The sequence below is a fragment of the Pseudomonas ceruminis genome (assembly GCF_021602025.1).
Taxonomy (GTDB): Bacteria; Pseudomonadota; Gammaproteobacteria; order Pseudomonadales; family Pseudomonadaceae; genus Aquipseudomonas; species Aquipseudomonas ceruminis.
In genome coordinates this window covers 1-19,457 of record NZ_BQHW01000046.1, presented here as the reverse complement: position 1 = coordinate 19,457, position 19,457 = coordinate 1, and the positions used below count along the sequence as shown (strand labels likewise).

The window sequence follows — 19,457 nt, the reverse complement described above, 5'->3', positions numbered from 1 at the left end:
TGTGAGAAAACAAGGCCGACGCCCAGAAGATGCTCAACGGCACCACCCGCGGCGGGCTGTGCTTCGGCAAGGCCCAGGTCACCGCCATCGAGCAGTTCAGCGAGCCGGGCGAAATGATGGGGCAGAAGATTTCCCGCGTGACCTATGCCTACAAGATCACCGGGCTCCCGGACTGGGCCAGGCCCGAGGCGCAAAATCCCCGGCCCTCTGACCGTGCTCTCGCAGTGAACGGCGCCGTTGCACAGCGACTGCGCCGCCCCTGCGGCGTCTGGTCGCAGGCCGATGCCCCTTGGGCAAATCGTCGCCAGGCCGTAGAATCGCGCCTCCTTTTCGCCCGTCGCCTTGAACGGTGGCAACCGGCAGCAATGACAGAGTCCGTGCCTGCACACATGGCTGCACATGTGAAATAGGCTCAACCGACCCCGCCCGACCCCGCACTTGAAGGGTCCAGCGGTTGAGTCTTGCCCAGGTCGCATCCAGCCCAGGCACACCCGCACAGCCTTTCGGCCCTCTTTGGGCCTGTTTGGCGTGCGAGTTCGAAGAGGCGTTTCCTATCGCCACTCCAACTTGAGGTATGTATGTCTCCGCGTTTGCTGGCCATGGCGCTGGCACCCCTGCTCGGGCTGTTCATCATTGCCCTGGGCAACGGTTTCATGTCTTCGCTGACCACCCTGCGCCTGGGCGCTGCCGGCGAGTCGGCCACAACCATCGGTATCGTCTCGTCGAGCTACTTCATCGGGCTGACCCTCGGTGCCATCTTCAACGACCGTCTGATCCTGCGCATCGGCCATATCCGCGCCTACACCAGCTTCGCCGCGCTGATCGCTGCCACCATCCTGCTGCAAGGGCTGTTCTACGACACCACGTGGTGGTCGATTCTGCGCCTGATCAACGGCTGGGCCGCGGTTGGCGTGTTCCTGGTGATCGAAAGCTGGCTGCTGCTGGCGGGCGACGCGAAGATCCGCGGGCGTCTGCTGGCGCTGTACATGATCGCGTTCTACGGTGCCGGCGTGATCGCCCAGGCAGGCCTGGGCGCTATCACCCACCTGGGCGATAGCGCCCCGTTCATGCTGGCGGGCATGCTCGCCGCGCTGTCGGTGCTGCCCATCGTCATCCTGCCACGGGTGTCGCCGCTGCTGGATCAGGTCGAGCCGCTCAAGCCGCGCCAGTTGCTCGGTGTGGCCCCCTCGGGGCTGGTCGGCTGCTTCGGCTCCGGTGTGGCCATTGCCGGTATCTATGCGTTGCTGCCGTTGTACCTGCAGCGCATCGGCCTGGACGTGGGCGAAGTGGGCAACATGATGGCCTGGGTGATCCTCGGCGCCATGTTGTTGCAATACCCCGTGGGGCGCTGGTCCGACCGCAAGGACCGCCAGGACGTGCTGATCGCGCTGGCAGGGCTCTGCGTAGTGCTGTCGCTGGTCACGGTGTTCCTGCCGTCGCACTCGGCGTTGCTGCCGGCCATGCTGTTCCTGCTCGGCGGCGGTGTGTTCGCGTTGTACCCCGTGGCGGTCAGCCATGCCGCCGACCGCGCACCGTCCGACGCCCTGGTACCGATGATCCAGGGCCTGCTACTGATCAACTCGCTGGGCTCGGCCATGGCTCCGGTGGCTATTTCGCCGGTAATGACCTCGTGGGGTGAGGCGGGGCTGTTCTGGGCCTTTGCCGTGGTCAACCTGGGCATGGTGTGCTTCTTCCTCTGGCGCCGTGGCAAACGCCCGGCGGCGGAGCACCCAGCACCGTTCACCGCCTCGACCACCTTCTCGCCGACCGGCGCTGAACTGCGGGTGACCGAGGACCTGATGCACGCGGCCCAGGAGCATCCTCCACTGGATACGGCAGACACACAGCCACCTGGTGCGCAAGCACACTGAATTCGGGGCCGCGCAGCGGCCCTTTTTTTCGACCGCCCGTCGCTCGAAGGGCACCCTACTCTCAGGCGCCAGCCAAACGAATGACAGATCATCCGCACAGGAGCTTCGCCATGATCCGCATTCGCCCGCTTGCGCTCTTGCTCGCCTTGGCCCTGGGCCTGGGCGCTGCCACCAGCTTTGCCGCCTCAGACACCTCCAACACCCACACCGACAGCTACCCGAAAAGCGACCAGCAAGGCGGCAAGACCGCCGGTGATGGCAGCAGTGTGAACAGCCCTGGCAGCGGCCAGGACAATGACAGCAGTGAAACCGGTGATGATGCTGCCGATGGCGCAGCAGGTGGCTCCAACAGCACCGGAGAAGCCACTGGCTCCGGTGCGGGGCAGAGCGGTGGGACCGCGGAAGACCAGGACAGCCGCTGATAGGCATGCAGTGATGAGGCAGGGTCTACCCGCGACGTTGCCGACCCTGCCTCATCGCCAGTACTGCGAGTCATCGACAATCCGCTCGTGCCCGGCGAACAGCGCTGGCAGCTGTTCCTTGAGGTAATCGATCCACGTTCGTACCTTGGCGTCCAGGTAGTGGCGCGACGGGTAGATCGCATAGAGCGCACTTTCCCGTAGCCGATAGGGCGCCAGCAACCGGCGCAGGCGCCCCTGTTCGATGGCCTGGCTGGCGGTATAGAACGGCAGCAGACCAATCCCCATCCCCAGCTCGCTGGCCACCAACATGGCGTCGGCGACATTGGTCAGGAAGCTGTCACGCGGTGCGATCACGCAGTGGTCCACCCCTTGCGGGAACACCCAGTCGCCTTCGTACATCGGGTAGGCCATGCGCAGGCAGCGATGCTCATGCAGGTCCTCCGGGCGCACGGGCACGCCGTGCGCCTGCAGGTAACTGGGGGCGGCACAAGGAATGCTGAAGATCTTGCCCAGCGGTACGGCGATCAGTTGCGAATCGGGCAGTGCCTCATCGACCGTGATGACCACATCATGCCCCTCAGCCAGGGGGTCGGGGTTGCGCTGGGACAAGGTCAACTCGATCACCACCTCCGGGCACAACGCGTTGTAGCCGGCCACCAATGGCATCAGCAGCATGCCCAGCCCATGGGGGCAATGCAGGCGCAGTCGGCCTCGGGGGGTAAGGTGAGCGCCACGGGCTTCGTCCATGGCCTCTTCAGTCAGCAGCATGATCTGCCGAGACCGCTCCAGAAACCGCTCACCCGCCTCGCTCATGCGCAGGCGCCGGGTGGTGCGGTGCAACAGCCGGGTCTGCAGCTGGTTTTCAAGCTCGGCGACGATGCGCGACACCTGCGCCGCAGAAATGTCCAGGGCATTGGCGGCGGCGGCAAAGCTGCCGCACTCCACCACCCGGGCGAAGGTACGCATGGCGTGCAACATGTCCATCTGGCAGGGCTCCTTGTGCGTTCTTATTCGTACGCTTGGAGCAGGAATCTATCACGAGTTAGCCCATTTATTGTGTACCACCAATGAATACATCATTGGTAAAACACTGAAAAAGGAGCCTGCCATGAACATCAAACCTGCCATTGCCCTGCTTGGGCTGTGTGCCGCCTGTGCCTCGTTCGGCGCCTTGGCCGACCCCGCTGCACCGCAGCCGGTCGTCAGCAAAGGGGAAACCTACGAATACGGCATGCCACTGGATGTGGCCAAGGTCATCTCGATCACACCGGCCCGCAATGCCGCCGACTGCCAGGTTGGCACCGCGCACATGGTCTATGTCGACCATCAGGGCCAGACCCGCGAAGTCAGCTACCGGGAAATGGGCAACTGCTCGCAGCTCTGACTCACCCCAGCAGCTCGCTGATCCAGCCGACCTGCTGTGCAAATGCCCGCCGTTTGGCTTGCGGAACCGCGTCGCGGGCGCGCTCGAAATTGGCCAGGGTTTGCTGTTTCTGGCGCAGCATGCGTTGCCACTTGGTGAGAAATGCCTGGCTTTTCTCGCGCATGAGCAACGGCCCGAAGTACAGCTCTTCAGCGCTATAGGCCACCGCTTCCCCAGGTTCAGCCACCAGGATTTCGTAGTCGAACCGGTTTTCGCGCAGTACCTCTTCGCAGACGATCCGGTAGCCGTTTTCCATCAGCCATCCGCGCAATTCACACTCACCCCCATTGGGCTGCAGGATCAGGCGTTCGCTGCCGGTCAGGCGGGCCTTGCCGCGCTCGAGGATTTCGCACATGGTTTCGCCACCCATGCCGCAGATACTGATGGCCGAGATGCGGTCACCCGCTTCGATCGCCGCCAGGCCATCGGCCAGGCGGATGGCGATGCGCCCTTGCAGGCCGTTGCGGCGCACGTTGCGCTGGGCCGAGGCGTACGGCGTGGGTGCGACTTCCCCGGCCACTGCGGCTTCGATGATGCCGCGTAGCGCCAAGGCCACCGGCAGGTAGCCATGGTCCGAGCCGATATCGGCCAGGCGCGCGCCCTGCGGCACATGCGCCGCCACACGCTCCAGGCGCATCGACAATGTCTGTTCGTTCAACTCCAACCCCTTGCTCAACAATCGGCCGCGATTCTGACCGCCAGGGCGCGGTATTACAATGCACGCAAGCCAGACGGCGGCCTGCGGCTCGACCCATGCACCGCGCTCGCGTAGGCTTGCAGCTTTCTTCCGTCGCAAGGCAGCACGTTCATGGCTAACATCCTCTACACCCCCGACAGCGATGCCGAGTCCATTTCCTCCGACGTCGCCGAATACAACGGCATCCTGGTCACCACGCAGATTCCAACCGATGCCGACGGCAACCTGGTGCTGGGCGATATCGTTCAGCAAAGCGAAAGCACCCTGCAGGCATTGAAAGTTGCACTGGAAAAAGCCGGCAGCAGCATGGACCGTGTCATGCACCTGACCATCTACCTCACCGACATGGCCGACCGTGCCGCCTTCAACGAGGTGTACCAGCGCTTCTTCAGCAAGCCGTGGCCAGTGCGTGCAGCGGTGGGCGTCGCGGCGTTGGCCTACCCGGACATGCGCGTGGAAGTCACCGCGATGGCTGCCAAAGGCTGATGAAGCGGTTGCCATAAGATTTCGGGGCCGCCTTGCAGCGGCCCACACCCAAGCAGGACGCAGTTCCCAATGCCCCACCCTTTCTGCCGCAAGGCACTTCTTTGCCTGTCACCCACCCTGGGCTTGTGCAGCCCCGCTCACGCCGAAACCGCCAGCACCTTCAACCTGCTCGAACCGGTGGTGGTGACTGGCAGCTACGCCCCCACCGCCAGCTTCGACCTGCCCTACTCCATCGACACCGTCGACCGCTCGCAGATAGCCGATGGCCAACTGGGCGTCAACCTGTCCGAAGCGCTCAACCGCGTCCCTGGCCTGGTGGTGCAGAACCGTCAGAACTACGCCCAGGACCTGCAAATTTCCTCGCGTGGTTACGGCGCCCGCTCGGCCTTCGGCATCCGTGGCATCAAGCTGCTGAGTGACGGCATACCGGCCAGCACCCCGGACGGCCAGGGCCAGGCGGCGTCGCTGAACCTGGATGTGGCCGAGCGCATCGAAGTGCTGCGTGGCCCGGCTTCGGCAATCTACGGCAGCAATGCCGGTGGCGTGATCCAGATGTTTTCCCGCGATGGCGCCGGGCCACCCAAGGTTGGCGCCGAAACCACGTTCGGCAGCGACGGTTTCAACAAGCACCACGTCTACAGCGAAGGCGGCAGTGAGCAGGCCGGCTTTCTCGTCGATGCCTCGCGCATGGACACCGACGGCTACCGCGACCACAGCGCCGCCCGCCGCGACCAGACCTTTGCCAAGGTGCACGTCAAGCCGGACGATGACAGCCGTCTGGCGCTGATCCTCAGCACCCTCGAGCAGAACGGCACCGAGGACCCGCTCGGCCAGACCTGGGACGCTTACCAGCACGACCCTCGTTCAGTGTCGTCGCGTGCCGAGCAATACAACACCCGCAAGAGCATCCACCACCAGCAGGTGGGCATGAACTACGAGCGCTATTTCGGCGAGGCCACCTTGCAGTTCAACCTGTATGCCGGCAAGCGCAGCGTGATCCAGTACCTGTCGATCCCCAAGGGCACGCCGCCGAACAACCGCGGCGGTGGCGTGGTCGACTTCGACCGCGAATTCCATGGCGGCACCCTGCGCTGGATCCAGCCGATCAGCGCCGCGCCCGGCAACCTGACCCTGACCGTCGGCGCCGATTATGACCGCAGCCGCGACGACCGCCGCGGCTTCCAGAACTTCAGTGGCGACACCCTGGGCGTCAAGGGCGAACTGCGCCGCGACGAAAAGGACACCGCCACCAGCCTCGATCCCTATGTGCAGGCGCACTGGGAGCTGGACCGCTGGACCTTCGATGCAGGCTTGCGCCACAGCAGCATGCAGATGGAGGTGGACGACCACTTCCTGGCCAACGGCGACGCCAGCGGCTCGAAAAAGTACCAGCGCACTACCCCAACCCTGTCGGTGATGTACGCGTTCACAGCGGACCTGCATGGCTATATCAGCGCCGGCAAGGGCTTCGAGACGCCTACCCAGGCTGAAATGGCCTATGCCCCCGGCGCGCTGGAAGGCTTTAACTTCGGCCTTGAGCCCGCCACCAGTACCCAGTACGAACTGGGCCTCAAAGCACGCCCGGACGAGCGCACGCGGATCAACGCCGCAGTCTTCGAGATCCGTACCCGGGACGAAATCGTGGTCGATGCTTCCGAAGGTGGGCGCACCAGCTACCGCAATGCAGGCAAGACCTTGCGCCGCGGCTTTGAACTGAGCGTGCAGCGCGAGCTGACAGAACAGTGGCAAGCCAACCTGGCCTACACGCTGCTCGATGCCACCTATGACCAGGCCTTCACCCAAGGCAGCACGACCATCGACAAGGGTAACCAACTGCCGGGCGTACCGCGCAGCAGCCTGTTCGGCGAACTGGTGTGGAAGCCCCGTGCAGGTATCAGCATGGGCCTGGAGGGGCAGTACCGCAGCAAGGTGTATGTCGAAGACAGCAACGACCAGCATGCCGCGCCGAGTTATGCGGTGTTCAACTGGCGGACACGGTTCGAGCAGCAGGCGGGGCCATGGACGTTCCATCAACTGGTGCGGCTGGACAACCTGCTGGACCGTCAGTATGTCGGCTCGGTGATCGTCGGTGATGGCAATGGCCGGTACTACGAAGCAGCGCCGGGGCGCTCCTGGTACGCCGGCGCAGGGCTGGAGTACCAGTTCTGAGCGGGGGGCGCTTGCGCCCCTTGGGTACCCAGGGTCACCTAGCGCTGTATTTCCATCCGCAACAAGGCCGCACCCAGGCATTTGCCATGGGCGTCCAGGGCCAACGAGCGTGTCACGCCACCGCGCAACAGCCCCGGCAGCACGAAGTTCAAGGCATGCAACTGGGCCAGTTCGTAGCGCCGCACCGGTCCGGCGCTGGCGTCACGCAAATGGGCAAACCAGGCCTCGACCTTTTCTGCGGTCACCTCCCGCACCAGCACCTCATAGTCTTGGGGCTTGAAGGCAATCAAAGAAATGTTCGAGGTATCACCCTTGTCACCGGTGCGGGTGTGGGCAAGCTCGTACAGGGCGATGGTCATGGGCATACCTCCAGGTGAACACGGGCAACGGCCAGCTCGCGGGGCAGGTACAGGCTGGCCACCGCCAGCACTTCGCGCACCTGTCGGGTGGCGCCACCACCGCCTGCCGGCCCGTTGGTGTAAAGGGTCTCGACTTCATTGGCCAGCGCCTGGGCCAGCGCACGGGTGGCACAGCGCCCAGCCACCCGCAGGCGTACCTCCCAGGGCGCGTGGGGCTGGCCGAACGCACTGCCGTGCAGCGAGTCGACGCCCATCAGGTCGCAGCGCAGCTCCTCGACCGCAACTGCGGTGAGGGCCAGGCGCTGCTGGACAATCTGGCCGGCCAGCCGGGCCCGGGCAACGGCGTTGGGGCCACCGTAGGAAATCTGGCCCTCGCCGATCCAGCCATCGCGGTACCCCACCGTCACCTTCAACTGCTCAGGACGCTGCGTACCACTGGCCCCCCTGGCCTGTACCCGGTCGGGGCCCTGCTGATGGAAAGACACGGCGGAAAAATCGGCCACCACATCCGGCGTCAGGTAGCAGCGTGGATCATGCACCTCGTACAGCAACTGCTCGGTACAGGTGGCTACATCGATACGGCCACCGCTGCCAGCCACCTTGGTCACCAGGGCATGGCCCTCGGCATCGATCTCGGCCAGGGGGAAGCCCAGCCGCGCCAAGTCTGGGACCTCCTTGACGCCCGGGTCGGCAAAGTAGCCGCCGCTGACCTGGCCGGCACATTCGAGCAGGTGCCCGGTCAAGGTACCGCGACCACGCCGCAGCCAGTCGTCCTGTGCCCAGCCAAAGGCATGCACCTGCGGGGCGAGGAACAGCGATGGGTCGGCCACGCGCCCGGTGATCACCACATCGGCGTCCAGCGCCAGCGCTTCGAGAATCCCCTCGACACCCAGGTAGGCATTGGCCGACACCAGCCGCTCGCCCAACGCGCCCACGCTCAAGCCGTTATCCAGCGCCCACGCCGGGTGCTGGCGCAGCACGGCCAGCACATCGTCGCCCTCCACCGCCGCTACCTTGAGCCCCTTCAGCCCCAGCTCGGCGGCGATGGCCAGCACCTGCTGCGCCGCGCCGCGGGGGTTGGCAGCGCCCATGTTGCTGATGATGCGCAGGCGCCGTTTGCCCTGGCGCACATAGGGCAATACGGCACGCATGCGCGTAGCCAGCAGCGGGTCGAAGCCAGCGCCAGGGTCGGCCAGGCGCGCCTGCTGGGCCAGCGCAATGGTGCGCTCGGCCAGGCACTCGAAGATCAGGTAGTCCAGCTGGCCATCGCGGGCCAGCTCCACGGCGGGTTCCAGGCGGTCACCGGAATAGCCGGCGCCGGCGCCGATACGCAAGGTGTTCATGTCAGAAGACTCCCAAGGCCAGCGCGGTCAGCGTCATCAGCACCGACGCGGCAAATAGAAAAGGCAGGGTAAAACGCTGATGGTCGGCCAGATCGAGCTTGCACAGGCCCACCAGCAGGAACGTCGCCGGGGTCAGCGGGCTGACCGGGAAACCGGTGGTGTGCACCCCCAGCAGTGACGCCTGCGCCACTTGCACGGGGTCCACGCCCAGCGAGCGGCCGACTTCGGCAATCACCGGCATGACGCCGAAATAGAACGAATCGGGGTCGAACAACAGGCTCAGCGGCATCGATACAAAGCCCACCAGGGCCGGGATCAGCCGCCCGTGCCCGGGCGGGATCTGCTGCACGGCCACTTCGGCCATGGCCTTGAGCATGCCAGTGCCTTGCATGATGCCGGTGAATACGCCTGCGGCGAGGAGGATGCTGGCCATGGTCAGCGCGGTCTTGGCGTGGGCGTCGATGCGCTCGCGTTGCTGGTCCACGCGGGGGTAGTTCAGGCATAGCGCGGCAACCGTACCGAGCATGAACATCACCACCGGGTCGACCCAACCGGCGATCATCACCGCCATCACCAGTACCGTCAGCAACAGGTTCGGCCAGAACATGCGTGGCCGGCGCAGCGCCTGCTCGTCGGCACTCAGCACACGCTGCGGCGCAGCCACCGCGCTGCCCGCCCTCAGACCCAAGCGTTTTTCTTCACGACGGCCCAGCCACCAGGCACACCCGAAGACAAACGCCAGGCCCATCAGTTGCACCGGGATCAGCGGCTGGAACAGGTCGGCCACCGGCACATGCAAGGCCGCCGAAGAGCGCAGTACCGGGCCGGTCCATGGCAGGAAATTGACCCCTGCCGCCATCGCTGCCACGCAGGCCAGTACCCGCCGGTCTATGCCCAGGCGCGTGTACAGCGGCAGCATCGCCGGCACCGTGACCAGGAAGGTCACCGCGCCGGAGCCGTCCAGGTGCACCAGCAACGCCAGCAAGGCGGTGCCACACACGATGCGGGTCGGCCGGGTACCGACGGCACGCAGGATACGGTCGATGATCGGGTCGAGCATGCCGGCATCGGTCATCACCCCGAAGAACAGGATGGCGAAGATGAACATACCCACCACGGGGGCGACGTTCTTGATACCGGTGAGGATGAAGCCGCTGGTTTCCAGGCCAAAGCCGGCCAGCACGGCAGCGATCACCGGGAAAGCGATCAGCGCCACCAGGGGCGAAATGCGCTTGCTCATGACCGCAATGAGCAGGGACAGGATGGTAATGACGCCGTAGAGGGCGAGCATGGGGTTACTCCGGCTTGTTTTTGTTGTTGCCCCGAGTATCGGGAACCGCCGGCTTGCGTGTAAATTGCAATTTAATGCCAGGCACATTCGAAAAAACAAAATGAAGAATGCACTGCAGCACATGCGCGCTTTCATCACCGTTGCCCAGCGCGGCAACTTTGCCCGCGCTGCGCACGACCTGCACCTCTCGCCTTCGGCGCTGACGGTGCAGATTCGCCAGCTGGAAGGCTGGTTGGGCGTGGCCCTGCTCGAGCGCAGCCCCCGGCACGTGGCGTTGACGGCCGCTGGGCGCGAAGCATTGCCGGCGATGGAGAAGCTGCTGCTGGACCTGGGCAACATCGTCAGTGCCAGCCAGGGCCTGGCTGCCGTTCGCCGGGGCGTGGTGACCGTCGCCGCCCTACCCTCGCTGTGCGCCGGTGCCCTGCCCGAGCGGCTGGCGGCATTCAAGCGTGATTACCCCGGTATCGAAGTGCGCCTGCGCGACCTGGTGGCCGAGCGCATCATCGAGCGGGTACGGGATGGCGACGTCGACTTTGGCCTAGGCGTGCATGCCAAACTCGGCCACGGGCTGGATTTCACCCCATTGCTGCGCGACCGCCTGTGCGTGTTCGTCCCCGCGGATCACCCGCTGGCCAGCGGCTCATTGACCCTGGCCGCGCTAGACGACCAGCCGATGATTCTGACCGGCCGCGACAGCAGCGTGCGGGTGCAGATCGAGCAGGTGTTCCGTGAGCGCGGGCTCACGCTGCGCCCGGCCATGGAGGCCAACTACATGTCCACGGTGCTGGCCCTGGTGCGCAACGGCCTGGGGATTGCGTTGCTGCCGGAGTCGGCCGACGACGGGCAGCGGCGGCTGGTGCGCAGACGGCTGGATGAGCCGGGACTGGAGCGGGAATTGGGCATCATCACCCGTAGTGAAATCAGCCTGGCGCCGGCGGCACAGCGGCTGGTGGAGTGTTTGCAGGGTATCAGCCTATAGCGCTCGATTGCCTGCACCGGCAGCAGGGCCGCTACTGGCTGCCTACCTGCGGGCAGGCAAAGCATGCCACCCACCCATTTACCCGGTACAATGCCGCCCTACCGTGACAGCCCGAACCTATAACGACATGTCCCTTCCAAAGAACCACCTGGAACTGCTCAGCCCTGCCCGTGACGTGGCCATCGCCCGCGAAGCGATCCTGCACGGCGCTGACGCCATCTACATCGGCGGCCCGAGCTTCGGCGCGCGCCACAACGCCTGCAACGACGTCAGCGAGATCGCCGCACTGGTCGAGTTCGCCCGTCGCTACCATGCACGCGTGTTCACCACCATCAACACCATCCTCCACGACAACGAGCTGGAACCGGCGCGCAAGCTGATCCACCAGTTGTACGACGCAGGCGTGGACGCCCTGATCGTGCAGGACCTTGGGGTGATGGAGCTGGACATTCCGCCGATCGAGCTGCACGCCAGCACCCAGACCGATATCCGCACGCTGGAACGGGCGAAGTTCCTCGACCAGGCGGGTTTCTCGCAGCTGGTGTTGGCCCGTGAGCTGAACCTGCAGCAGATCCGCGCCATTGCCGCTGAAACCGACGCAGCCATCGAGTTCTTCATCCACGGTGCGCTGTGCGTGGCCTTCTCCGGCCAGTGCAACATCTCCCACGCCCAGACCGGGCGCAGCGCCAACCGTGGCGACTGCTCGCAGGCCTGCCGCTTGCCGTACACCCTCAAGGACGACCAGGGCCGTGTGGTGGCGTTCGAGAAGCACTTGTTGTCGATGAAGGACAATAACCAGACCGCCAACCTGGCCGACCTGGTCGATGCCGGGGTGCGCTCGTTCAAGATCGAGGGCCGATACAAGGACGTGGCCTATGTGAAGAACATCACGGCGCACTATCGCAAAGAACTCGATGCCATCCTCGAAGGCCGCCCTGACCTGGCCCGCGCTTCCAGCGGTCGTACCGAGCACTTCTTCGTGCCCGACCCGGACAAGACCTTCCACCGTGGCAGCACCGACTACTTCGTCACCGACCGCAAGGTCGATATTGGCGCGTTCGACTCGCCAACCTTCACCGGCCTGCCGGTGGGCGTGGTGGAAAAGGTCGGCAAGCGCGACCTGCAGGTGGTCACCGAAGTGCCGCTGACCAACGGGGACGGCTTGAACGTGCTGGTCAAGCGCGAAGTGGTCGGCTTCCGTGCCAACATTGCCGAACCGCGTGGCGAGTTCGAGGAAGACGGCCAGAAGCGCTACCGCTACCGGGTCGAGCCCAACGAAATGCCCGAAGGCCTGCACAAGCTGCGGCCCAACCACCCGCTGTCGCGTAACCTCGACCACAACTGGCAGCAGGCCCTGCAGCGCACTTCGGCCGAACGCCGGGTGGCCGTGCAATGGCACGCCGTGCTGACCGAACAGCGCCTGATGCTCAGCGTCAGCAGCGAGGAAGGCGTAAGCGTTCAGGTCGCCCTGGACGGGCCGTTCGGCGCGGCCAACAAGCCGCAGCAGGCGCTGGAGCAGTTGCACGACCTGCTTGGCCAGCTGGGTACCACGATGTACCACGCCACCGCCATCGAACTGGACGCGCCTGAGGCGTACTTCATTCCCAACTCGCAGCTCAAGGCCCTGCGTCGCGAAGCCATCGAGGCATTGACCGAAGCCCGTATCAAGGCCCACCCCCGAGGTGCTCGCAAAGCCGAGACCACGCCGCCGCCGGTATACCCCGAGTCGCACCTGTCGTTCCTGGCTAACGTGTACAACCAGAAGGCGCGTGACTTCTATCACCGCCACGGTGTGCAATTGATCGATGCCGCGTACGAAGCCCACGAAGAACACGGCGAAGTGCCGGTGATGATCACCAAGCACTGCCTGCGCTTCTCGTTCAACCTGTGCCCCAAGCAGGCCAAGGGCGTGACCGGCGTGCGCACCAAGGTGGCACCGATGCAGTTGATCCAGGGCGATGAAGTGCTGACCTTGAAGTTCGACTGCAAACCGTGCGAGATGCATGTAATCGGCAAGATGAAGAACCACATCATCGACCTGCCGACACCCGGCAGCGCGGTGGCGCAGGTGGTGGGGCACATCAGCCCGGAAGACCTGCTCAAAACCATCCCCCGCGCGCCCCATTGAGTAAAGGCCTTATCGCCGGCACCCCAGGTTGAGGTGTGGGGTGTTGCAGTAAAGGCAACTGTCTTGCCCAACTTCCAGAAGTTGGTGCACTGGCCTGTGGTAGCGGGCTTGCCCCGCGAACACCGGCGAAGACGTTGCCAACCACCGCCTCGCCGGCGTTACAGAATCCCCAACCCCCGCGCCGTGCGGTCCACGGCGAGGCGGGTCTTCTCCACCAGCTCGTCCAGTTCGCCATGGTTGGCCACCAGCGCCGGCGCCATGATCATCCGCCCCAGCGTGGAACGAATGATCACCCCCTCTTCAAACCCATAGGTCCGACACTGCCAGGCCAGGTCGTTCTCGTTGGCGTAGCGTTTGCGGCTACCCTTGTCCTCGGCAAACTGCAGCGCCGCGACCAGCCCGGTACCCTGCACCTGGCCAATCAGCGGGTGATTGGCAAACACCTCACGCAAGATGCGCTGCAGGTACGGCCCGGTGTCGTCCTTGACCTGGCGCACGATACCCTCGTCACGCAAGGCCTTGAGGTTGGCGATGGCCACCGCTGCCGCCACCGGGTGGCCGGAATAGGTAAGGCCGTGGGCAAACACGCCACCGCGCTCGACCAAAGCCTGGGCAATGCGCTTGCTCAGCACCAGCCCGCCCATGGGCACGTAGCCCGAAGTAAGGCCCTTGGCAATGGACAAGGTGTCAGGCTCGAAACCGAAGTACGCGTGAGCGAACCATTCACCGGTCCGGCCAAACCCACCGATCACCTCGTCGGCGCACAGCAACACGTCGTACTGGCGGCAGATGCGCTGGATTTCCGGCCAGTAGCTCTCGGGCGGGAAGATCATGCCACCGGCCCCCTGGAACGGCTCGGCGATGAACCCGGCCACGTTCTCGGCGCCGAGTTCGAGGATCTTCTGCTCCAGTTGCAGAGCGCAGCGGCGGCCGAATTCGGTTGGCGTCAGGTCACCACCCTCGGCGTACCAATAGGGCTCATCGATGTGCGCCACATCCGGAATCAGCCCGCCCATTTCATGCATGAACTTCATCCCGCCCAGCGCAGTGGCCGCCAGGGTGGAGCCGTGGTAACCGTTCCAACGCCCGATCATGATCTTCTTGGTCGGCTGGCCCACCACCTGCCAGTAACGGCGCACGGTCCGGATCAGCACCTCGTTGGCTTCGGAGCCGGAGTTGGTGTAGATCGCGTGGCTGTAGTGCCCCGGCAGCAGGCTGAACAGCAGCTCGGAGAGTTCGATCACTGCCGGGTGGGTGGTGTGGAAAAACATGTTGTAGTACGCCAGTTGGTCCATCTGCTTAGCGGCAGCGGCGGTCAGGTCCTTGCGCCCGTAGCCGAGCTGGGTACACCACAGGCCGGACATGCCGTCCAGGTAGCGCTTGCCGTCGCTGTCCCAGAGGTGCAGGCGTTCGCCGCCGACAATGACCCGCGGGCCTTCGGCATTGAGTGCCTTCTGGTCAAGGAAGGCATGGATGTGGTGGGCGGCATCACTGGCTTGGTAGTCACGGGTGTCGCGCTGCGGCTGGAACGGCGCTTGGATGGGAGCGTTCATTGTTGTTCTCCAGGGTAAAACGCGGCATGCAGGTGTCCCTGCCAGACCGCTGACAGTAAAAAACGGGTGAGGTGAAACGCTTGGCTAGCGCCTTCGCAGGTAGCTTTCCAGGGGGTCCTTGCTCAAGCCTTCCTGGGCCTGGGCCAGCGAATCGATGAACAGCGAAAACAGTTCGGACTGCTTGGCGATGTCGAGCTTGTTGTAGAGGTTCTTGCGGTGGGTCTTGATGGTGTCTTCGCTGATGCCCAGGCGCTCGGCCAGTGAGCGCGTGGAGTGCCCGCGCAGCAGGTACTGGGCGATGCGGCATTCGCGCTCAGTGAGCAGGGACGCGCCGAAATTGTTCAGCGCGGCGTTTATCTGGCGGCCCAGGGCGCTTTCAAAGCGCCCGCCCACGGCGTCGACATCCAAATGGCTCCACTGCCGGCGCACCACCGCCACGACCCAAGGCGCCACGCACCGCAGGTCGCTGACCTGCTGGCGGTCCAGGCGACGGGTGCTGGCCAGGGCCACGGCGATGGTCAGGTGCTCATCCAGCGGGACGATGAAGTTCAGCTCGTCCTCCAGATGCGCGTGCTGGTAGAACGCCAGGTAGTACTCGCTGCGCTTGAAGTGGTCGGGGGCGACATCGCTCAGGCGGTAACAGCCCGGCGCCACGCCATCCAGGCAGGCGCGGTAGAACGGGCACAGCAGGTAGTAACCTTCCAGGTAGCGCTGCACGTTGCCCTCAGGCAGCCAGGGGCCTTCGTCGTCCTTGACAAACAACGCCGAGGGCAGGCCCTTGCGCGGATACAGGAAGACCGTAATCGCCTGGCACGGAGCAAGCAGCTTGAGCGCGGCGAACAGCGCCTCGACAAAGCCCGCGGTGCCCTGAGCCTCGACGACACGGGCCATCTGCGCGTACCAGTCGGGCGATTTCAGCCGGTCTTTGCTCATGGTGGTGATCCCGTGCCAGGGTTGTGTTGGCTGGGATTCTTGCATGGGTCGGGTAGGCAGGCCATCACCCTTCGGGGTGAGGTTATGGCATGCTCTGCAGCACCTTCATTTCAGGGCCCTGCCATGCTGATCGACGAAGAACTGACCCTGAAAAAGCTCGAGACCTTCCTCGCCTTCATGCGTAGCGGCAACCTTGGCCGCGCCGCCGCCGAACTGTCCACCAGCGCTGTCAGCGTGCACCGTGCCATCCACTCCCTGGAAAGCGCCCTGCGCTGCCCACTGTTCAAGCACGAAGGCCGGCAGTTGATCCCCCTGGAGAGCGCTTACGTGCTGGAAAAAAAAGCGCGCCAACTGATCCAGGACGCCGAGCAGATGGTGCGCCAGACCCGTGAAGCCGCCGGGTTCTATGCCGAGCGCTTCCGCCTGGGCGCGCTGTATTCGCTGACGGTGAAGACCGTGCCGAAGCTGGTGATGGGCCTGAAGTTGCGGCGCAGCGAGCTGAACATCGACCTCACCCTGGGCTCGAACGTCGACTTGCTGCAACGGTTGAAAAACCATGAGCTGGAGGCCGTGCTGGTGTCGCTGGATGAAAGCGTGGCGGACCCTGCGTGCGAACAGTTGGCGCTGTTCTCTGACGACATCTTCTTGGCCGTGCCCACCGACTCACCCTTTGCCGGGCAACAGGAAGTCGACCTGGCCGACCTGGCTGATTCAACCTTCATCACCCTGACCCAGGGCTTTGCCACTCACCGCGATGGCGCTCGGGTGTTCCAGCAGGCGGGGTTCGAGCCGAAGGTGGCGATGCAGGTGAACGATATCTTCACCCTGCTCAGCATGGTCAGTTCGGGGGTGGGGTTTGCGCTGTTGCCCGGGCGGATTGCGGCGGTGTACGAGAACCGGGTGAAGTTGATTGCGCTGCAGGCGCGGTATCGGTTGCAGCAGCATATTGGCGTGGTGTTCCTTAAGGCACGGGAGCGGGAGCCGAACCTGCTGGCGTTGTTGGCTGAATGCCGGATGTACAGCCGGGAGAATTAAGCTGTTTTCGCCGGTGGAAGCGCCCCGACAGGTTCTGCACAGCCCTGAATGCCGTGGTGTACCTGCGGGGCGGTTTACCCGCGCAGAGGCCGGCGCTAGCCCACCAACCCGCGCACGCAGAAGTACAGGATCGAAGGGCCCATCAAACACCCGAGCCCGGTATGGAAGGTCGCCGTCAGTGCGCCATACGGCACCAACCGCCGATCCGTCGCCGCCAACCCTGCCGTCACCCCCGACACGGTCCCGGCCAGGCCGCCAAAAACCATCGCCGATCGCGGGTTGTCCAACGCCAGCAGCCGCGCCGATACCGGGGTGAACACCATCACCAGGATCGCCTTGATCAACCCGGTGGCAATCGACAGCGCCACCACATCCGAACTCGCGCCCAGTGCCGCGCCGGTCACCGGCCCGACGATGTAGGTCACCGCGCCGGCGCCGATGGTGGTCATGCTCACCGCATCGCGATAGCCGAAGGCATAGGCCACGCCAGCCCCGACGATGAACGGCAGCACCGTGCCCAGCAGCAGGGCTATCGCTCCGATCATGCCTGCCTTGCGCGCCTCGGTGGCCTGCACTTCGAAGGCCGTGGCGACGATGGCGAAATCGCGTAGCATCGCCCCGCCCATCAGGCCGATGCCCGAGAACAGCGCCATGTCGGCCAGGCCCTTCTGCCCACCCGTCACGGTGCCGCCGACCCAGGCCAGTACCAGACCGATGACGATGGCAATGGCCGAGCCATGCACGCGGCCGAAGGTCAGGTACCTGGACAGCAGCACCGACAGCCACATGATTCCGCCCACCACTGCGAACGCGGTGATCAGGCCATTGTGTTCCAGGGCATTGTCAATGATCGGCCACATGTCAGCGCCCTCCCGCAGGGGCTACCTGCGCGTTGCTGGGCGGGGGCGCATCGAGCGCCGGCAGGGGTTCGCCACGGTGGCTGCGGCTGATGACGGCGATGGTAACGCCACACACCAGCACCGCACCGATCGCGGCCAACAGCGCCACCGGCCCACCGTGCAGGGCCGTGACCACGTTCTGCTGGGCGGCCATGGCCACCACCACCGGGATGTACATGGCACCCCAGAAGCCGACACCGAACTCACACTCCTTGCTCATGCCGCCATGCCGGTGCATGTACAACCGCGCGCAAATCAGCAGGATCATGGCGATGCCCACCCCACCCACATTGGATTTGACGCCCAGCAGCACGCCCAGGAAGTCGCCGACGATAACGCCCGCGAGGGTACACACCGCCAGCAGAGCCACACCATAGATGATCATTGTTGTTGTCCTCAGCTTGTATCGAAGTGGATTGTTGTTGTTCTTCGAGTTCCAGCGCCGTCATCGGTTGTGGGCCACCTCCTGGCGCAGCAGCGCGTCGACGGTGTCAGCCCGGGTGCCTTCGAGGGCCACGACCCTGCCCTGTTCGAACACCGGCCGCGCCAGGCCGCTGAGCACACTGCCAGGCGGCATCTCCAGGTGCAGGCGCACCCCGCGTTCATAGGCGGTGCGCACCGTAGCGCGCCAGTCCACCCGCCGCGCCATGTTGCCAGCGAGGTCGTCGCAAAGGCGCTGTGGGTCGTGGATCGGCCGCGCGCTGCTGCCGCTCAGGTAGGTGATGCATGGGCGGCGCAGTTCGACGGTGGCGAAGGCTGCTGCCAATTCGGCGGCCGGGCCGTCGAGCAATGGGCAATGGGAAGGCACGCTGACCGCCAGGCGCCGAGCCACGCCCTGGCCACGGCGGCGGGCGCGGGCGGCGACCTCGGCCATCGCGGTGTCGCTGCCGGCGATGACGAACTGGTTGTCGCTGTTGAGATTGGCCAGGTAGACCTCGCCGCTCACCTCGGCCAGCACGCGTTCGACGCAGGCCTGGTCCAGGCCGCTGAGGGCCATCATGCCGTAGCCCTGGGGGTAGGCGCGCTGCATGAGCTCACCGCGCAACGCCACCAGGCGCACAGCGTCCGAAAACGCCAGGGCACCGGCAACGACGGCGGCCGGGTAGGCCCCAATCGACAACCCGGCGACATAGTCGGGGGCCGGGCTACGCTGCATCACCCAGCGCGCCCAGGCTACCCCGGCCAGCAGCAGGCATAGCTGCACGGCTCGGGTCGTTTCCAGGGCCTGCGGGCTGTCCAGCGCCAGTACCTGCTGGTTGAGTACAGCGCTGGCCTCATCCAGCAGCGCCGCACTGCCCTCAGGCAGCTGGTGCAGCATCCCCGCCTGCTGGGCACCCTGGCCTGGGAAGGCGAACAAGCTGCTCACGCTGCACACTCCAGCAGATTCCACGGGTCAGCCACCAGCCGGGCGCCGACTGCAGACTTGAGCAGTACGCGCCGCGCCGCGCCGGCCCACTCGCGCAAGGCAATGGCCCCCGTTGGGGTTTCCAGTTGCACATCGATGCGGCAAGGGCCGCAATCGAGGCTATCCAGCAGCTCGCGCGCTTTGGCCCGTGCCAGGGGTTGTGGTGCGCGCACCACCAGGTCGAGGTCGCTAGCCGCGTGCACGGATGCAATGCCGCATGCCAGGTGATAGCCGACGCTACCGGTCGGCCCCCAGGCCAGGCCGCTGGCGTCTAGCACAGGGGCCACGCTGGCCAGCGCCTGTAATGCGGCCCATGGGCTTGCGCCCTGCCAGCGCAACGCTTCAGGGCTCATTTGCCGACGAATGTCGGCCAGGCGCATCTGTGCCCCAAGGCGCTGCGCCCGCCCCTCCCCGCGTACGCCCACCGCCACCCAGCATTCGTCGCACAAGGCCCGCCGCACCAC

Annotated in this window: 20 protein-coding genes; 9 read left to right on the top strand and 11 right to left on the bottom strand. The window is 65.1% G+C overall.

Translation table 11 applies throughout. The features are described from left to right. Nucleotides 1-29: 29 nt before the first annotated feature. The 3 genes from L6D80_RS28840 (at nt 30) to L6D80_RS28830 (ending at nt 2,293) form a co-directional block, all read left to right on the top strand. Nucleotides 30-410: a hypothetical protein gene (locus tag L6D80_RS28840; RefSeq protein ID WP_176514763.1), complete on the top strand. Its 381-nt coding sequence runs from the start codon at nt 30-32 to the stop codon at nt 408-410. Nucleotides 411-578: 168 nt separating this feature from the next. Further along, on the top strand, nt 579-1,871 hold the full coding sequence (locus L6D80_RS28835; protein ID WP_054901388.1) for an MFS transporter: 1,293 nt from the start codon (nt 579-581) through the stop codon (nt 1,869-1,871). 110 nt (nt 1,872-1,981) lie between these two features. After that, nucleotides 1,982-2,293 (top strand): hypothetical protein, encoded by a 312-nt coding sequence (locus L6D80_RS28830; protein WP_054901389.1) that lies wholly within the window; start codon nt 1,982-1,984, stop codon nt 2,291-2,293. 51 nt (nt 2,294-2,344) lie between these two features. Here L6D80_RS28830 and L6D80_RS28825 read toward each other — a convergent pair whose 3' ends face one another. Next, a complete protein-coding gene (locus tag L6D80_RS28825) occupies nt 2,345-3,277 on the bottom strand; it encodes a LysR family transcriptional regulator (RefSeq protein ID WP_054901390.1) in 933 nt (310 codons plus the stop codon). Nucleotides 3,278-3,407: 130 nt separating this feature from the next. Between L6D80_RS28825 and L6D80_RS28820 the strand changes: the two genes are divergently transcribed. Beyond that, entirely contained in the window at nt 3,408-3,677 is a 270-nt protein-coding gene (locus L6D80_RS28820) for a DUF2790 domain-containing protein (protein WP_054901467.1), read from the top strand. A gap of 1 nt (nt 3,678) precedes the next feature. Here the strand turns inward: L6D80_RS28820 and L6D80_RS28815 are convergent, their stop codons facing one another. Further along, nucleotides 3,679-4,374 carry a tRNA (adenine(22)-N(1))-methyltransferase gene (locus L6D80_RS28815; RefSeq protein ID WP_176514771.1) on the bottom strand — a complete coding sequence of 232 codons (696 nt, stop codon included), beginning with the start codon at nt 4,372-4,374 and terminating at the stop codon, nt 3,679-3,681. A 150-nt stretch (nt 4,375-4,524) separates the two neighbouring features. Between L6D80_RS28815 and L6D80_RS28810 the strand changes: the two genes are divergently transcribed. Continuing rightward, nucleotides 4,525-4,899, top strand: a complete 375-nt coding sequence (locus L6D80_RS28810) for a RidA family protein (protein ID WP_176514773.1) — start codon at nt 4,525-4,527, stop codon at nt 4,897-4,899. 69 nt (nt 4,900-4,968) lie between these two features. After that, nucleotides 4,969-7,068 (top strand): TonB-dependent receptor family protein, encoded by a 2,100-nt coding sequence (locus tag L6D80_RS28805; RefSeq protein ID WP_054901392.1) that lies wholly within the window; start codon nt 4,969-4,971, stop codon nt 7,066-7,068. Nucleotides 7,069-7,106: 38 nt separating this feature from the next. On the opposite strand, the gene L6D80_RS28800 is transcribed toward L6D80_RS28805, so the two are convergent. From L6D80_RS28800 to L6D80_RS28790, 3 genes are read right to left on the bottom strand one after another with little or no spacing between them, the layout of a single operon-like run. Next, entirely contained in the window at nt 7,107-7,421 is a 315-nt protein-coding gene (locus tag L6D80_RS28800) for an AtuA-related protein (protein ID WP_176514783.1), read from the bottom strand. A 2-nt stretch (nt 7,422-7,423) separates the two neighbouring features. After that, nucleotides 7,424-8,770 carry an acyclic terpene utilization AtuA family protein gene (locus tag L6D80_RS28795; protein WP_054901394.1) on the bottom strand — a complete coding sequence of 449 codons (1,347 nt, stop codon included), beginning with the start codon at nt 8,768-8,770 and terminating at the stop codon, nt 7,424-7,426. Between the two features lies 1 nt (nt 8,771). After that, a complete protein-coding gene (locus L6D80_RS28790) occupies nt 8,772-10,061 on the bottom strand; it encodes a CitMHS family transporter (protein WP_054901395.1) in 1,290 nt (429 codons plus the stop codon). 100 nt (nt 10,062-10,161) lie between these two features. Here L6D80_RS28790 and L6D80_RS28785 point away from each other — a divergent pair, with 100 nt between their 5' ends. Next, on the top strand, nt 10,162-11,040 hold the full coding sequence (locus tag L6D80_RS28785; RefSeq protein WP_176514775.1) for a LysR family transcriptional regulator: 879 nt from the start codon (nt 10,162-10,164) through the stop codon (nt 11,038-11,040). A 127-nt stretch (nt 11,041-11,167) separates the two neighbouring features. Then, entirely contained in the window at nt 11,168-13,168 is a 2,001-nt protein-coding gene (locus L6D80_RS28780) for a peptidase U32 family protein (protein ID WP_054901397.1), read from the top strand. Between the two features lie 158 nt (nt 13,169-13,326). On the opposite strand, the gene L6D80_RS28775 is transcribed toward L6D80_RS28780, so the two are convergent. Together L6D80_RS28775 and L6D80_RS28770 are read right to left on the bottom strand one after the other, a co-directional pair. Continuing rightward, nucleotides 13,327-14,721, bottom strand: a complete 1,395-nt coding sequence (locus L6D80_RS28775) for an aspartate aminotransferase family protein (protein ID WP_054901398.1) — start codon at nt 14,719-14,721, stop codon at nt 13,327-13,329. Nucleotides 14,722-14,805: 84 nt separating this feature from the next. Next, entirely contained in the window at nt 14,806-15,654 is an 849-nt protein-coding gene (locus L6D80_RS28770) for a helix-turn-helix transcriptional regulator (protein WP_176514777.1), read from the bottom strand. A 123-nt stretch (nt 15,655-15,777) separates the two neighbouring features. On the opposite strand from L6D80_RS28770, the gene L6D80_RS28765 reads away from it, so the two are divergent. Then, the gene (locus L6D80_RS28765; protein WP_054901400.1) at nt 15,778-16,689 is read left to right on the top strand and encodes a LysR family transcriptional regulator; all 912 of its coding nucleotides are present in this window, start codon (nt 15,778-15,780) and stop codon (nt 16,687-16,689) included. A gap of 95 nt (nt 16,690-16,784) precedes the next feature. Here the strand turns inward: L6D80_RS28765 and madM are convergent, their stop codons facing one another. The 4 genes from madM to L6D80_RS28745 all read right to left on the bottom strand — a co-directional run. Next, on the bottom strand, nt 16,785-17,549 hold the full coding sequence (gene madM / locus L6D80_RS28760) for a malonate transporter subunit MadM (RefSeq protein WP_054901401.1): 765 nt from the start codon (nt 17,547-17,549) through the stop codon (nt 16,785-16,787). A 1-nt stretch (nt 17,550) separates the two neighbouring features. Beyond that, the gene (gene madL, locus L6D80_RS28755) at nt 17,551-17,973 is read right to left on the bottom strand and encodes a malonate transporter subunit MadL (RefSeq protein WP_054901402.1); all 423 of its coding nucleotides are present in this window, start codon (nt 17,971-17,973) and stop codon (nt 17,551-17,553) included. A 60-nt stretch (nt 17,974-18,033) separates the two neighbouring features. Beyond that, on the bottom strand, nt 18,034-18,954 hold the full coding sequence (gene mdcH, locus L6D80_RS28750; protein ID WP_054901403.1) for a malonate decarboxylase subunit epsilon: 921 nt from the start codon (nt 18,952-18,954) through the stop codon (nt 18,034-18,036). Then, a partial coding sequence (locus tag L6D80_RS28745) for a malonate decarboxylase holo-ACP synthase (protein ID WP_176514779.1) occupies nt 18,951-19,457 on the bottom strand: 507 nt, incomplete at its 5' end. The genes mdcH and L6D80_RS28745, both read right to left, overlap by 4 nt.